The following is a 14,223-nucleotide window of genomic DNA, read 5'->3' on the forward strand; positions in this document are numbered from 1 at the left end:
ATCGCCAAGCCGGCTACGGCTGTGCGCGCAGCAATCGCGCCATAGGCGCCGCGTTGCGTGCCAACGTCGTGTTCGTCGCCGCGACAGCCTCGGGAACCGAGTCCAGGCCGAGGTAGTCCACCCCGCTCATCGCCGCACCCGTCCAATACGTGCCGCCCTGCCCGGGAATGGTGAACCCGATATCGTCGAGCGCCTGGAACAGGTCCGCGATGATCTCGTGTCGACCCAGGCCGTGGAACGCATCCGTTCACCGTTCTCACTCGGCCATGGGCACCGTGACGTCGATGGGTCGTGGTTCCCGTCCGCCGATTTCGACCGATCTCTCCCGTGGCGATTCTTCTCCGGCGTGGCGCCGCTCGGCATACGATTGGGCCTGTTCTCGGTGGATTGAGGTGGGGATGTGGTAGATCCGGTATCGATCGGCGCGGCGGCGGTTGTACTGCTGGCGACCAAGTACGGCGAGGGTGTCGCACAGTCCGCTGCGGCAGGCACCTTGCCCGTGCTCGGTCGGCTGCGCGAGCGTGTCGCCGCTCGATTTCGGGACGAGCCCGATACCACCGCCGCAGTGGCACGCCTGGACACCGAATCGTCCCACGCCGATCGTGCGGTCGTCGCCGCACGCATCGATGAGGTGGCCGCCGCGGACCCCGGATTCCGTGCCGAAGTCCAGCAGCTACTGAGCGTCGCACGCCATGACAGCGTCGTCGGCGCACATATCGCGCAGGCCTTCGATCAGGCCAAGCAGGTCAATATTCACGGTGACCATCACGGCGATATCCACCTGTAGCCGGGGATGGATCAGTTCAGCCCCCGCGCGGAGGGGCACGCCAAACAGATCAATATCGTCGGCGATCACGTCGGAGATATCGACGCCTCCACCACCGTCGTCACGCTCACCGGTTCGCGACCCAGGCGTGCCGCCATCCTCGCCGGGGCCTTCGTCTTGTCGATGATCGCGGCGGTCGGTGTCTGGGTCGTTGTCCGCAACCCGGACAGCGTCCCGCCGGACCTCGTGCCACCGGTGACCGCGGAAGCGTCGCCGGATGGGTGGGGTCCGGGGCGCAGCGAGTATCACCATGACGAGCGGCCCATGAATACGGTGGTGCTCAACTCGGTCAGCAACAATCCGGCCTACGGAGATGAGCGCGACTTCTTCCGTGTCCGCGATCTGACCGACGACGGTCCATGGGGCAACGCCGTCACCTTGATTCCCGGGCACGATTACGAGTTCTCGATCTTCTACTCCAACAACTCCCCCGGCCTGGTCGCCACATTCCTCCGCGCACGCACCGCGATCCCCGCACTCGTGCGGCCGAACTCCGGGACGGGGCAGATTGCCAAGGCCCACCTGTCGGCATCCAATGCCGCGCCGAAGCAGGTGTGGGATACCGTGCGCCTCGAAACCGACACCGTCATCGACCTGCGCTACGTACAAGCCTCGGCCCGCATCCACAACAATGGCCCGACCGACGAATCCATCCTCAGCTCTGCACTCTTCGCGGACGGGACCTTGATCGGAAGCCAGGAACTCAACGGTGTCCTCGTCGGCGGTGGTGAGTACGACGGGACGGTTCGGTTCACCGTCACCGCCGATAAACCCGGGTTCAATGTCGAAGCGGCCGTGCGGTTTCCCGATACGCCGGAATGGAAGCCATCGGTGTCGGCAGCCCCCGGACAGAGGATCGAGGTACAGATTGCCTATCAGAACACCGGCACCACCGACCAACTCGATGTCACGGTAGCCATCGACATTCCGCCCTCCCTCACCTTTACTCCGGGGTCGGCGATCGCAGTCAGTCCCGCACAACCGAACGGCGTAGGCGTTTCCGACGACCTCACCGGCCGTGGAATCAATATCGGGCACTATCACGGCGGTGACAACGCGTTCATCTACTTCCTCCTGACCACAGCCGACACCGGATGCGGCACCGCGACCCTCGCGCCACGAGTCATCACCGCCAATGGCACGAAGACCACGAGCGCCGAGATCACCGTCACCCATCCCGGGTGCCGCCCGTAACTACACGATCGGTCGCACTCGATCGACAGGAATGTTAACGGAATTTACATTATGCCGACGGCCGTTACCGCACCGGCTCGTATACGTGCCCGGAGCAACCTCGCAGGACGACTCGCGCTACTGCGCACTAGACCGAGGCGGTATACGCCGACGCTTCTTCGAACAGAGAGATTTCCATGGATGACGGTGCGGCGGTACTCGGCGGGTTTCGCCGCGGCCGCCGATCGGCCGGTCCGCGTCTTCTCGATCGCGGTGTTGGTGCTGGTTTCGGCGGGTGCGCTGGTGGCGGAGCGGGACAACCTGGCCGACTATGCGCAGCAGGTGGGTGTGGTCACGGCCCTGTTCTGCCTGTCGAGTCTCGCGCTCGGCTACGCGGGAGCCCGGCTGCTCAGGCTCGACCGGGCGCAGGCGATCGCGACGTCCATGGAGGTTGGTATCCACAACACGGCGGTCGCACTGACCATCGCACTGAGCGTGCTCGACAATGCGCAGATCGCGATTCCCGCCGCCGTGTACGGGGTCCTGATGTACGTCATCGCCACCCTCTTCGGTTATGCCATCACCCGAGGTGTGGGGGCGGATCGGGCCGAAGCGGTGTCCGCAACGGACCAGCGCGTGCACTGAGTTCGGTCAGTTGCACGTCACTACGGTCCTCGCCCGAACAGGCTCGGGTGACGAGAGGCCTCCCTGACAATGCCCAGCAGCGGCCGGGCAGGCACGCGCAAGCGGTGCCCGCCCCACCCTCACTGGACCCGGCGGTCGGATCCGGCCCACGCCGCATCCCGGGCAGCGAGCCGGGTGTTCAGGGCGAGGAGCGGGAACACCCGCCCACGGGGCGCCGAAATGCGCCTCCAGCAGCACGTGCGTACTGGGCGCGAGGACCGCGACCGGCCGACCATCGGCCAGCGGTGCCAACGCACCGGCGAGCCTGCGGCATCGCTCACGCAACTGCGTATAGATCCACCGCCGCGGGCCGTCGATCACCGCCACCCGGTCGCCGTGCGCATCCGCGGCTCGGTCCAGGAAGGCGACCGGGGGTCAACGGCTCATAGGACAAACGATCGAGCTCGGTCCCACCTGCCGCCGGCGGGCTGGTCAACGCAACTCACAGATCACCACCGGGATGTCACGGGTGGTGCGTTTCTGATAGTCGGCGTAACCCTTGTACGCCGCGACGATCTGCGGCCACAGTTCGGCCTTTTCCTGCGGGTCGGCGGTGCGGGCGTGCATCTTCCGCCGCCGACCATCGATCACCAGCTCGGCGTCCGGACGTGCCTGGAGGTTTCGGTACCAGTCCGGATGCCGGTCGTCACCGCCCTTCGATGCGACGAGCACCACCCGGTCGGCGTCGTGCACCGGTGTGGTCAGATAGCAGGACCGGGCAAGCCCGGACTTTCGGCCGACCGTGTGCAGCTCGACGACCGGCATACCGAATGGTTTCGCCAGCAACCGATTTCCGCTGAGTGTGAGTACCAACCGGTGGGCCAGGTTCATCACCTTGGCCCCGCCGTCCTTCACCGTGTACTTGTCCATCACATGTCCCCTGTCGTGAATACGTCGAAGCCTTCTCGAAGACCACTCGGCTCAAGTTAGCAGTGCATACACTATCAGATATGTGATTGCCGTCAACATTAAGGTGGGTGTGGTTCGCCGTCGGCCGCCCGACGTCAGTCGTCCGTCCGCTCGGTATCGACGCGCGACGCGAGTTCGTCGACGGCCCGCCGAATGCCTGCTGCCAGCACATCGAGATCGGCGGTCGTGTCGTAATCGCCGGTGATGCCGATCGCCAGCCGGTCGTGATAGCTGAGAATCGCGACCGCGGTGCGCAGGCGCATGGCGATCGGTACGGCGGGGAGGAGTTCGAGTACGCGGTGTCCGTGCAGGGTGAGCGGATGCCGCGGGCCGGGCACGTTGGTCGCGATCGCCCCGACTCCTCGTTGCGGAAGTTTGCCCACGAGCCGCAGCGTCCACGCCACGGGGGCGAACGGTAGCCAGCGCGCCGCCTCCAGGAGGTTGTGCTCGGCGCTCGACGCGCCGCTGGACTTGTTCGCCGCCATCGTCGCGTGCACCACGTGCAGTCGATCGATCGGATCACCGACATCGATCGGCAGGTACGGCAGCACCGCCGAGACACGGTTGTCGAGCACATATTTGGCGTGTTCGGCGCGCATCGAGACCGGCACCAGGATACGCAGCAGATCCGCCGTCGGTTCCTCACCACGGGCGAGCAGCAGCTCCCGGTATCCCCCGGCGATCGCGGCGAGAACGACATCGTTGACCGTGACGCCGTAGGCGGCGCCGATCCGGGTCACGACCGGCAGCGACACCCGGACGGCGGTGTATCGACGTTGCCGCCCGATCGGGCCGTTCAGCGATGACACCGGCGATGGCTTCACCACGGCGGCGCCCACCGGTAGGAGGCTGCGCATCGTCGTGAACAACATGCCCGGCACCGCAAACGGCAGCCGCAGCAGACCGGACAGCCCCGACCGCTCGCCCACCTGTCCCCCACCGCGCGCTGTGGGCTGTGCCTGCGCCGCGACCGGTTCGCAGAGCCGTTCGAACATGGCCACACCGGACACACCGTCCAGCAGACTGTGATGCGCCTTGATGATCAACGCCCACCGCCCCTCACACAGCCCTTCGACCACCACGCACTGCCACAGTGGGCGATCCCGGTCCAGCCGCTCCTCCAGTTCGATCGCCACCAGTTCCCACAGGGTCGCGTCGTCGCCCGGCGCGGGCAGCCCGGCCCAGCGCAGGTGATGAGCGAGGTCGAAGGCTGGATCGTCCTCCCAGGTCGGGGTCGTCATATCCAGCGGCGCGCGGTGCACCCGCTGACGCAGCCGCGGCACCGCACGCAGCCGTTCGGCCAGCGCGGCGGCGAAGACCGGCCGCGGCGGCGGCGCTCCCGCCATGATCGCCACCACACCGATCCCGAGGCTGACGCGCTGGTCGGCGTCCTCCAGCTCGATGAACCCCGAATCGAGCGGCCGTAGCTCGGTCATGGTCTGCCGTCCTGTCGCACATGGTGACGATCCGATGTGTCCAGGGTCCTCCTGCCGCTGGTGACCGCGCTGCGGCCGATGGTCACCGGCGACAGGGCCGGGAGTCGCCTGTGCGGCCGGGGTCCGAGCGGTGCCGAAGGTCCCACGGACCGTGCCTCTTCGGCACTGTGGTCGGCGCGGCCGGTGCGCCTACCGTGCAGGCACATCATCGGTACCTATCGAGGTGGTGAGGAGGCGCAGGGATGCGCACGCGGACGACTCGGTTGTCGCAGACCGATTTCCTCACGTGGCGATTGCAGCGGAATCCGATCTTGCAGCCGACCATTGTGTCGATCTTGATGCTGGACACCACTGTCCCGCTTCGTGGTACCCGTCGACGACACCGACCCCGCGGCGCTGATGGGTCGGGTCCGTGCGCTGATCCGGCGGCAGGTCGAGGAGCCGTCGATCCCGCATTCGGCCGCCGTGGCGGCGGTCCTCAACCGGGTACCGGTCGCGCTGATCGCCGGAATGCTCGAACATGTCGACTTCGTGGCGTCGGATGTGCCCGGCTCACCGGTCCCTATCTATCTCGCGGGTGCGCGTATCGACCGGATGTACGCCTTCAGCCCTACTCTCGGCACCGCCTTCAACGTGACGATGACCTCCCATGCGGGCACCTGCTATGTCGGTATCAATGCCGATACCGCCGCCGTTCCCGATGTCGACACCCTCACCGCATGCCTCGCCGAGGGGTTCCGCACGGTACTGAACCTCGGCGGTCCGCGCGCCGCAGAGAGCTGAACCGCTCGGCTCTTCGCTTCGGCCGCGCTCTGCCCGATCGCGACCTCGCCAGCGAGAAACCGGCTGCCGATCGGGCCAGCGTTCGGCTGGTTGTCGCGGACGAGCGTGCGCCCCGACCCGAGGTCAGGACCGCACGCGTGATCCGCCCCGGAGGTCAGTCCCGGTGCACGACCATCACCGGGCAATGTGCGTGCTGCACCAGGTAATTGCTCGTCGAACCGAGCAGCAGACCGCGGAAGCCGCCGCGGCCGCGGCTGCCGACCACGATCAGTTGCGCGTTCTTGGACCAGTGCATCAGGTGTTGGCGTGGGCCCGACATGTAGATCTCGCGGCTGACCTCGACGGTCGGGTACTTCTCCTGCCAGCCCGCCAATCGCTCGGCCAGCAGCGCCTTTTCGCCGATCTCCAGGTCTGCGGTGGGTAGGTCCAGATAGGACGCTCCGGCGAATACACCCTGGGACAGGTCGCTCCAGGCGTGCACCGCGACGAGATCGGTTCCGCGTTCGGAGGCCTCGCTGAACGCGGCTTCGATGGCGGGCTCACCGACCGCGCTGCCGTCGACACCGACGACGACCGGTCCGCTGTCGCGCACCGTGTGCTGGGGGTGCGCCTCCCGAACCACGACGACGCGGCCGTGGCCGTGGGCGGCGACGGACAGCAGGGTCGAACCCAGGTGTGCGAGGGGGCCGACCATCGCCCCGGCGCCGAGCACGGTCAGATACGCGGTGTCGGACAGCTCGATCAGCAGACGGCCCGCAGCGCTTTCCGACAGTTCGGTGACGACCTCGATGGTCGGATCGATATCGGTGACGAGGCGGGCCGCCGAATCCAGCACCTGTTCGCCGTTGCGGCGGACGTTCTCGGCGATGGGCGGGACGACGACATCGTAAGAGGTGAGCATCACGTTGGTGGTCTTCAGGTCGTAGCCGTGGGCGATGACGAGACGTCGTCCACGCGCGGAGGCGGTCCGGGCGGCCCATTCCACCGCGCGGGTGCTCGCGGGTGTGCCGTCGGTGCCGACCACGATGGCGGCCGAGGCCAGAGTATGCCGGTCACGAGCGGGTTGCGGAGTCATGGCGGTGGGCCTTCCCTTCCGTTCGGGGTGGGTCACTCCCAGTGTCGATCGCCGCCGCGATCCGCCCCAGGGACTTCGGGCCTCATTTCCGAGGACTCGATGCCCTCCGAATCGGAATCCGTCCGCCGCACAACGCCCCTCTGGTCTCGCCGAGTCGGAGCTGCTCCACGCCTCACCTCTTCCGGCACTGCGATCAACGCCGCCCACCGTACCCAGGGCTGCTCTCACCTCACCCGGTCGCAGCTCAGCGCGTACGGACGACCACGACCGGGCAGGCGACGGTGTGCAGTACGGCATTGCTGGTCGAGCCGAGCACCATGCTGGCGAAACCGCCGCGGCCATGGCTGCCGACGACAACCATCTGGGCATAGTCGGATTGGTCGTGTAGGGCGTGTGTCGGCCGATTCGGCACGACGATTCTGCGGACGACGACATCGGGGTATTTCTCCGCGAAGCCCGCGAGCCGCTCGGCGAGCACGGCTCGTTCGGATTCGCGCAGCGATTCCCAGTCCTTCATCGGCAGATCCAGCGAGGTGCTGTCGCTCCAGGCGTGTAGCGCGACCAGGCCGACCTTGCGGCGGTCGGCCGCGTCGAAGGCGTATTCGACTGCGGCCACACTGTTTTCGGTGCCGTCGACGCCGACGAGGATCGGTTTGTCCGCCGAGGCGGCATCGAGTGCGGCGAAATCGTGGATGACGGCCACCGGGCAGCGAGCGTGTCGGGTCACCGCGGTGCTGACCGACCCGAGCAGGGTCCGCCGGAAGGCACCGAGCCCGCGGCTGCCGACGACCAGGATCCGGGCGGTCGTGGACCGTTCCAGCAGGGTGGGGACGATGAATTCGGGGGTGACCTCGGTGGTCAGGACGAGCCGATCGTCCTCGCCGACGGCGCGGCGCGCGACCGATGCCGCTTCGGCCACGATCCGTTCACCGTCGGTGTGCAACCATCCCCGCTCGCTCTCGGGTAGATCGAGGCCTTCACTCAAGGCCGAGGCCATCGCGATTCCGGTGGAGGTGAGCAGGTGCAGCGGCGCGTCGTGCAACACAGCTTCTGCCGCCGCCCATGCCACCGCCTGATGGAACTCGCCGAACCGTCGACGGCGGCCAGGACGAGCCGATCGCCCGCCGTGTTCGTGTGCGCAGACATCCGCATCCCCTTCCTCGATGATCGTCGGCCGGGCCTACCTGCGACTATGACATGTCGCCGGTGACCGGTTTGTCGAACCGCACCCATTCACGGTCCCACTGCGTGGCGTGGCGACGATCCGACAGCAGGACGGCGCCCCGGATCAGCCCGAACCCGATCAGGCAGGTGACGGTCCAGATGAGCACCGCCGCGCCGATTCCGGCGAAGGCGGCGGTCACCGGGTGGCGCGGCGTATCGGTGGGCGCACCGGCGTCATCGAGCCAGACCGCAACCCGGTCGCCGATTTCGGTGCGTCGCGCTACCGGGATCGTGGCGGTCTGCGGCTGGTCTCTGGTATCCCAGCGCACCTGGGCCGTGAAATCGTGTGCGTCATCGGACCACACGGGCTCGGTGAGCACCGTCGCGTCGACGGCGGTGACCGCCGCCTGTTCGGCGCGCACGCGCGCGGCGTCGTCGGTGTAGATCTGGGTGCCGATCGTCAATGCCAGTGGTAGCGCCAGCAGCACCGCACCGAGCACCACCATCCGCAGCAGGAGCACCGCACGGTCGGCGGAGCGCAGCAGCGGGTTGGGGTTCCACGGCCGCCTGCACCACCACGCCGCGATATCCGCCCGCGTGCGCGCGTCCGCTCCGTCGGCCATGGCGAGACCTTTCTCGAACAGCGATCCTTCGTTCCTGTGTCGAGCTTCGCGCGGGCCCCTGCCGCACCGACAGGGAACAAGGTCATCGGCGGGCAGGGTCCACCGGCACCCGCCGCCGACCAGGTGGCTTCGGACCCGCGCATCTCACCGCGATCGGCGCGTGGGGTCTCAGCAGAGGCGGGTTGCTCGGCTCCACCGTGCTCGCCGTCGCGGCGCATAGCGCGCGGCGGATTCGCCGGGCTGCTGCTCGGTTCGACCAGCAACGCCCTCGTGCAGAGCGCCCACTGCCCCGTCATGGTCGTTCATCCGCGCTGACCGACCACCGGGCGCCATCGGCAGATCACTCGACGTCGGTGGGGAACAGCAGATCCTGGACCGGGCGGCGCGGTGTCGCCGGGAGGGGTTCGTTGCTCGTCGGCGCCCACCCGACCCGGACGAACGCTTGCGGGTAGCTGGTGCCGTTCAGCATCTCCGACCGGATCTCGTCGCGTTGGGTGGGGATCTCGAGCGGTTCGGTGAGTGCGCAACTGGCGAGCCCGATATTGGCGGCGGTCAGCAGCACCGCGCTCATCGCCTCCCCGGCACGCAAACGCGACATCCGGTCGTCGCCTGATGTGCCGAGCATCAGCAGTTCGGCGTAATCGCGTTCTTCGGCGGGGTCGGCCAGTTCGGGCGCGGCGAAAGCGCGCGAGGGCAGATCGTCACAGGGCCGCGGCGCCGGGGTGTTGCGGGCGGGCACACCGTCCGGGCTGCCGTGTCGGCCGGACCATACGGCCAGCTCGAACCGGTAATCGGGATCGTCGGCGTGCTGACGCGCCGCCGCGCGGGCCGCGACCACCAGACGGTCGCGTTCATGGTCCGGTACGGGGCGCACGATCGCGCCGAGGGCGGCCGCCCGCTCGGTCAGCAGTCCGAGATAGCCGGGCGGGACGGGCCATGAGGTGTAGTGGCGGCGGTCGGTCCGGCGTTCCCGGATCGCGGCGCTCATCGCGATCTCCTGGCTGGTGGCGCGATGGGCCACCAGGGTGACGGCGGCGAGATGATCGGGATCGTCGGGGTTCGGCAGCCGGTGCACCACCGTCGCCCAGCCCGCGGCCGCGAAGGCCACCGACAGGTGGTGCAGGGCGGCGCCGCAGCTCAGGATCAGGTCACGCCGGTCGGGGTCGGCGATCGGCAGGGCCCGGTCCGCGTCGAGATACAGATGGACACTCCGATCGGCGATGCGCCAGCGCCACGGCTGAACGTTGTGTACCGACGGCGCTCGTCCGGCGAGCGCGAGTACCGCCGCAACGGTGGTGTCATCAGGCAATCCGCGGTCCATGATGTCCGTCCTTCGTCGATGGTTGCGCCACCACCGTCGCACCACCGCGACACGACCGATAAGGGCACGAGGACCCCTCCTGTGGTGACTTCGGACGGCTTTCGCGGCCGGTCCGCGGAAACGTCTTTGGTCCTCGGCAGCGGTGACCAAGGACCGGCGCGATAGACCCGCCACCCTGCCTAGCCTTCCGGTATCCGAAGCAACGGAGCAGCCGAAGGGCCAGAAAGGCGAACCCGATGTCCGCATTCACGAATTCACCGGTCGTCGTCGGAGCAGACGGTTCCGAACAATCACTGGTCGCTGTGCGCTGGGCGGCCGCCTACGCGGCGCGACGCCGGCTGCCGCTGCACCTGGTGTACGCGATCGGCGTGCCCGTCGATTTCGTGCCGGGGCTGTCCGGGCCGCCTCTGGATTACGAGGCGTTCCGCGCACGGGGCGAAACCCTGCTCGGTGCGGCGGCCGAGGTCGCGAAAAATGCCGCCGGATCGAGCGCGACCGTCGACCTCACCACCGCTGTGGTCGGCGCAGAGCCGATCCCGGTGCTGCGGGATCTCGGCCGGACCGCGTCCCTGCTCGTGGTCGGCAGCCGTGGGCTCGGCGCGTTTCGGCGGACGCTGCTCGGATCGGTCAGCAGCGCGCTGGCCAGGCATGCGCCGTGCCCTGTCGCCGTCGTTCCCGACGCCGAGGGCGGTGTGTGGGAGGGCTCGGTGGTGGTCGGTGTCGACGGCTCACCGCACAGTGCCCGTGCCATCGCGATCGCCTTCGACGAAGCCTCGACACGTGACACCGGTGTCGTCGCCGTACACGCCTGGTCGGAGTTCAACCGGTACGACGCGCGGCCCGATATGCAGACCCAGGCCGAGGCGCTGCTATCGGAGAGCATCGCCGGATATCGCGAGATGTACCCCGACGTGCCGGTCAAGCGGGTGGTCGTGCAGGACCGCCCGGCGCGCGCGCTGTTGCACGCGGCGGCGTCGGCGCAGCTGATCGTCGTCGGCAGTCGCGGACGGGGTGGATTCGTCGGGATGACGCTCGGCTCGGTGAGTCAGGCCGTCCTGCATACCGCCGAATGCCCACTGATCATCGTTCGCGACGCCGATGACGGCTGAGACGATGCGCCGCCGATCTCGCACCCACCTGCCCGGAGCCGCGCTGCCGGACGGTAGCGCCCGGCGGCTGCGGCCCGGACACCGCACGCATATGCCCGATACGGCCCCGGACCCCGCCGGGCCGCTCGGGGTACCGGCGATGGTGATCGCCGTGCTGATGTGCGGTGCCGCGATCGCCGCGGCAGGCGAGATCGGTGGCTGGGCCGCCGATTACGGTGGGCTCCTGGTGTATGTCGCGGTGGCGCTATATCTCGCCCTCGCGCTGCGGCTGTTCTGGTGGGGTGCCGCTGTCCGCCGCTCCTGGCGGGGTCGGGCCGCGCCCGTCGACGGGGACGTCCGGGATCGTCCCGTCGATCCGTCCGGTTGATGGTTGTGGGGCGGCCCGGTTCGGCGGCGCCCCCTCCTGCTCGGAATGCGTCGGCAACTGCGCCTCGTACGCCGCCACCGCGGTGGGAAGCGTGGGGTAGAGCTGATCCGCGCCGATCCGGTCGGTGAGACCGGCCGCATCGAGATCGTCGCGCAGATCCTGCTTCACCCGTGCCATCGCGAAACGGATTCCGCGTGCGGACAGTTCGCGGCGGATCTGTTCGACGGCGTCCATCGCGGTCAGGTCGACGTCGACGTTCGCTTCGGTATTGAGCACGAACCAGCGCACCGGCACCCGGTCGCGGGCGGCCTGCTGGTCGACGGCGGCGAGGGCGCGGCGGCGGAAGTCTTCGGCGTTGGCGAAGCACAGGGGCGCGTCGTAGCGGTAGATCAGCAGGCCGGGAACGGGTTTCGCCTGTGGATAGTCGTCGATGTCGTGCATGCCGGGCACGCCGGGTACGTAGCCGAGGATGGCGTCGTGGGCGCGGGCCACTCGGCGCAGTAGATCGAGGATCGACAACCCGATGGCGATCAACACGCCGTAGAGCACCCCGAACGCGAGCACCGCGAGGAGAGTGGCCAGCGCCAGCACCAGTTCGCTGCGCCGGAACCGTCCGATCCGACGGAATTCCGCCACGTCGATGAGCCGGAGCGCGGCGTAGACCACGAGCGCGCCGAGGGCGGCGGTGGGAAACCCCGCCAGCACTCCCCTGGCTCCGAACAGGACCACCAGCACCACACCGAGCGCGGTGAGCGAGTACAGCTGGGTCTTGGCGTTCATGGAATCGGCGATCGTCGTGCGGCTTCCGCTGCAACTCACCGGGAAGCCGTGCAGGGCGCCCGCCGCCAGGTTGGTGGCGCCGAGGGCGGCCAGTTCGGTGTTCGCGTCGACGTGGCGACCGTGCCGGGCGGCGAAGGCCCGCGCGGTGAGCGCATTATCGGAGAATCCGACGACTGCGATACCGAGCGCGGGGAGCACGAGCTGCGCCAGATCCGACATCGCGACGCCGGTGAATCCGGGCACGGGGATACCGGCCGGCACCGGCCCGACGGTCACGATTCCGTGGTCGCGCAGCGCGAACACCGCGACCGCGACCGTCGCCAGCAGCACCGCGAGCAGCGGTCCGGGCAGTCGCGGCGCCCAGTGCGCCGCCAGTAGCAGCCCGAGCAACACCGACGCCGCGAGCAGTGTCGTCGGCCAGTGCAGGGCCGCCAGGTTCGCGGCGAAGGAGCGCAGTTGTGCGGGGATCGTGTCGCCGTCCACCGGGACACCGGTCACCGGCCCCAGCTGGCCGACGATCATGATGCCCGCGGTGCCCGCGAGGTAGCCGATCAGCACGGGTCGCGACAGTAGATCGGCGAGGACACCCAGCCTGACCAGCGCGCCCACCAGGCACAGCGCGCCGACCACGACGGCGAGGATCGCGGCCAGCGCCGCATAGCGGGTCGGATCGCCCGCAGCCAGCGGCGCCAACGCGACGGCGGTCATCAGCGCGGTGGTCGACTCCGGTCCCACCGACAGCTGCCGGGACGTACCGAGCACGGTGTACACCGCGAGAGGACCGAGCACCGCCCACAGCCCCGCGACCGGTGGCAGCCCCGCCACGGTGGCGTAGGCCATGACCTGCGGCACCAGGTACGCGGCGACGGTGATTCCGGCCAGCACATCGGCCCGCAACCAGCCGCGCTGGTAGTCGCGGAACTGCCGGAGGCCGGGGAGCGCACGAACCGGCATCATCCCAGCATTGTCCGTCCTGGGCGCGGCGTGGCGCTCCGGTCCTTCGCGTGTCTTTCGTGGACGAAAGACACTTCTCTTCCGCACCGGCCACGCGCAGGATCGATATGTGCACGAAGCGCGCAGATCCGCCGCGGCCGCAACACGGTTGGGGCGGTGGGGCGGCCAGTGCGAGTCCGGGCGGATGGAACCCCATCTACCTGGAAGCCGACCACGCCGACACCCAGCGCGGCACCACCCGCGAAGGCGTTCACCTGGGTGCGATGGCCGGTACCGCCGATATGATCCTGCGCTGCTACAGCGGCATCGAAACCCGGCACGACACGCTGCGGCTGCATCCGGTGCTCCCGGCCGAACTCACCGAGGCCGAGTTCACGGTGTCCTATCGCGGCCAACCCATCACCATCACCGTCACCCACACGCGGGTCACCCTCCGATTGCCCCCGAGCGCGGCGGCACGCATCCGCGTGCATGTGGAAAACGTCGAACGTGATATCGGGCCGGGTCAGGTATGGGAGGTGGCGCTGACCCCCGATCGGCCCTAGTTCGGCCGCCATCGGCACAAGCCGCCCGGAGCGGGCGCCATATCGCGGAGCGGCAGAGCGCCGCCCTCGTCACGGTTGCGCGGCGTTCTCCCACAGTCCGATCAGATTGCCTTCGGGGTCGGCGAAGTAGGCGGTGAAACCCATATCGCCCACCGCAGATTTCGGGGCGACCGTTGTGCCGCCGAGCGATCCGATCTTCGCCAGCGCACCCTCGATATCGTCGACCTCGATCGTCAGCACCGGTGAGGTCACCTCGCCGCGCCGGGTCAGGCCGCCGTTGATGTAGCCCGGCTCCGAGGACATGCCGTCCGCGCCGAGTGGTCCCGTCATCACCAGCGTGTAGTCGATATCGGGGACTTCGTTGACCTGCCAGTCGAACGCGTCCCGGTAGAAGGCTCGCGCGCGGTCACCGTCGTCGAACGGGATCTCGAAGTGCACAACCCGGTTTGTCACAGCGTTCCGCCTCTCACCGAA

At 68.5% G+C, this 14,223-nt stretch carries 14 protein-coding genes and 2 pseudogenes; 7 read left to right on the forward strand and 9 right to left on the reverse strand.

Features of this window, described 5'->3' with window-relative positions; translation table 11 throughout:
• Positions 1 to 400 precede the first annotated feature (400 nt).
• The 3 genes from QH168_RS18705 to QH168_RS18715 all read left to right on the forward strand — a co-directional run bounded on the left by QH168_RS18705 (position 401) and on the right by QH168_RS18715 (position 2,644).
• Positions 401 to 787, forward strand: coding sequence for a hypothetical protein (locus QH168_RS18705; RefSeq protein ID WP_280235992.1), 387 nt, complete (start codon positions 401 to 403; stop codon positions 785 to 787).
• 6 nt (positions 788 to 793) lie between these two features.
• Positions 794 to 2,020 carry a hypothetical protein gene (locus tag QH168_RS18710; protein WP_280235993.1) on the forward strand — a complete coding sequence of 409 codons (1,227 nt, stop codon included), beginning with the start codon at positions 794 to 796 and terminating at the stop codon, positions 2,018 to 2,020.
• Between the two features lie 180 nt (positions 2,021 to 2,200).
• The gene (locus tag QH168_RS18715; protein WP_280235994.1) at positions 2,201 to 2,644 is read left to right on the forward strand and encodes a bile acid:sodium symporter family protein; all 444 of its coding nucleotides are present in this window, start codon (positions 2,201 to 2,203) and stop codon (positions 2,642 to 2,644) included.
• Positions 2,645 to 2,650: 6 nt separating this feature from the next.
• On the opposite strand, the gene QH168_RS18720 is transcribed toward QH168_RS18715, so the two are convergent.
• From QH168_RS18720 to QH168_RS18730, 3 genes are all read right to left on the reverse strand, one after another.
• A complete protein-coding gene (locus QH168_RS18720) occupies positions 2,651 to 3,010 on the reverse strand; it encodes a hypothetical protein (protein ID WP_348537596.1) in 360 nt (119 codons plus the stop codon).
• Between the two features lie 105 nt (positions 3,011 to 3,115).
• Positions 3,116 to 3,553, reverse strand: a complete 438-nt coding sequence (locus QH168_RS18725; protein WP_280235995.1) for a nitroreductase family deazaflavin-dependent oxidoreductase — start codon at positions 3,551 to 3,553, stop codon at positions 3,116 to 3,118.
• 134 nt (positions 3,554 to 3,687) lie between these two features.
• Positions 3,688 to 5,028 carry a wax ester/triacylglycerol synthase family O-acyltransferase gene (locus tag QH168_RS18730; RefSeq protein ID WP_280235996.1) on the reverse strand — a complete coding sequence of 447 codons (1,341 nt, stop codon included), beginning with the start codon at positions 5,026 to 5,028 and terminating at the stop codon, positions 3,688 to 3,690.
• Between the two features lie 363 nt (positions 5,029 to 5,391).
• Between QH168_RS18730 and QH168_RS18735 the strand changes: the two genes are divergently transcribed.
• Positions 5,392 to 5,811, forward strand: coding sequence for a WS/DGAT domain-containing protein (locus QH168_RS18735; protein ID WP_280235997.1), 420 nt, complete (start codon positions 5,392 to 5,394; stop codon positions 5,809 to 5,811).
• Between the two features lie 154 nt (positions 5,812 to 5,965).
• On the opposite strand, the gene QH168_RS18740 is transcribed toward QH168_RS18735, so the two are convergent.
• The 3 genes from QH168_RS18740 to QH168_RS18750 form a co-directional block, all read right to left on the reverse strand.
• The gene (locus QH168_RS18740) at positions 5,966 to 6,886 is read right to left on the reverse strand and encodes a universal stress protein (protein ID WP_280235998.1); all 921 of its coding nucleotides are present in this window, start codon (positions 6,884 to 6,886) and stop codon (positions 5,966 to 5,968) included.
• A 244-nt stretch (positions 6,887 to 7,130) separates the two neighbouring features.
• Positions 7,131 to 7,955: a universal stress protein gene (locus tag QH168_RS18745; RefSeq protein ID WP_280235999.1), complete on the reverse strand. Its 825-nt coding sequence runs from the start codon at positions 7,953 to 7,955 to the stop codon at positions 7,131 to 7,133.
• Between the two features lie 121 nt (positions 7,956 to 8,076).
• Entirely contained in the window at positions 8,077 to 8,673 is a 597-nt protein-coding gene (locus QH168_RS18750) for an Rv1733c family protein (protein ID WP_280236000.1), read from the reverse strand.
• Between the two features lie 222 nt (positions 8,674 to 8,895).
• Between QH168_RS18750 and QH168_RS18755 the strand changes: the two are divergent.
• A pseudogene (locus QH168_RS18755) lies at positions 8,896 to 8,988 on the forward strand (universal stress protein); the annotation flags it as partial.
• A gap of 25 nt (positions 8,989 to 9,013) precedes the next feature.
• Here QH168_RS18755 and QH168_RS18760 read toward each other — a convergent pair.
• On the reverse strand, positions 9,014 to 9,994 hold the full coding sequence (locus QH168_RS18760) for an Acg family FMN-binding oxidoreductase (RefSeq protein WP_280236001.1): 981 nt from the start codon (positions 9,992 to 9,994) through the stop codon (positions 9,014 to 9,016).
• Positions 9,995 to 10,230: 236 nt separating this feature from the next.
• On the opposite strand from QH168_RS18760, the gene QH168_RS18765 reads away from it, so the two are divergent.
• Entirely contained in the window at positions 10,231 to 11,103 is an 873-nt protein-coding gene (locus tag QH168_RS18765; RefSeq protein WP_280236002.1) for a universal stress protein, read from the forward strand.
• Between the two features lie 424 nt (positions 11,104 to 11,527).
• On the opposite strand, the pseudogene QH168_RS18770 reads toward QH168_RS18765, so the two are convergent.
• A pseudogene (locus QH168_RS18770) lies at positions 11,528 to 13,207 on the reverse strand (SulP family inorganic anion transporter); the annotation flags it as partial.
• A gap of 104 nt (positions 13,208 to 13,311) precedes the next feature.
• Between QH168_RS18770 and QH168_RS18775 the strand changes: the two are divergent.
• Positions 13,312 to 13,749, forward strand: a complete 438-nt coding sequence (locus tag QH168_RS18775; RefSeq protein ID WP_432421128.1) for a glycosyl hydrolase family 65 protein — start codon at positions 13,312 to 13,314, stop codon at positions 13,747 to 13,749.
• 69 nt (positions 13,750 to 13,818) lie between these two features.
• Here QH168_RS18775 and QH168_RS18780 read toward each other — a convergent pair whose 3' ends face one another.
• Positions 13,819 to 14,202, reverse strand: coding sequence for a VOC family protein (locus QH168_RS18780; RefSeq protein ID WP_280236003.1), 384 nt, complete (start codon positions 14,200 to 14,202; stop codon positions 13,819 to 13,821).
• Positions 14,203 to 14,223: the final 21 nt, after the last annotated feature.

Source organism: Nocardia cyriacigeorgica (assembly GCF_029868385.1).
Lineage (GTDB): Bacteria > Actinomycetota > Actinomycetes > Mycobacteriales > Mycobacteriaceae > Nocardia > Nocardia cyriacigeorgica_F.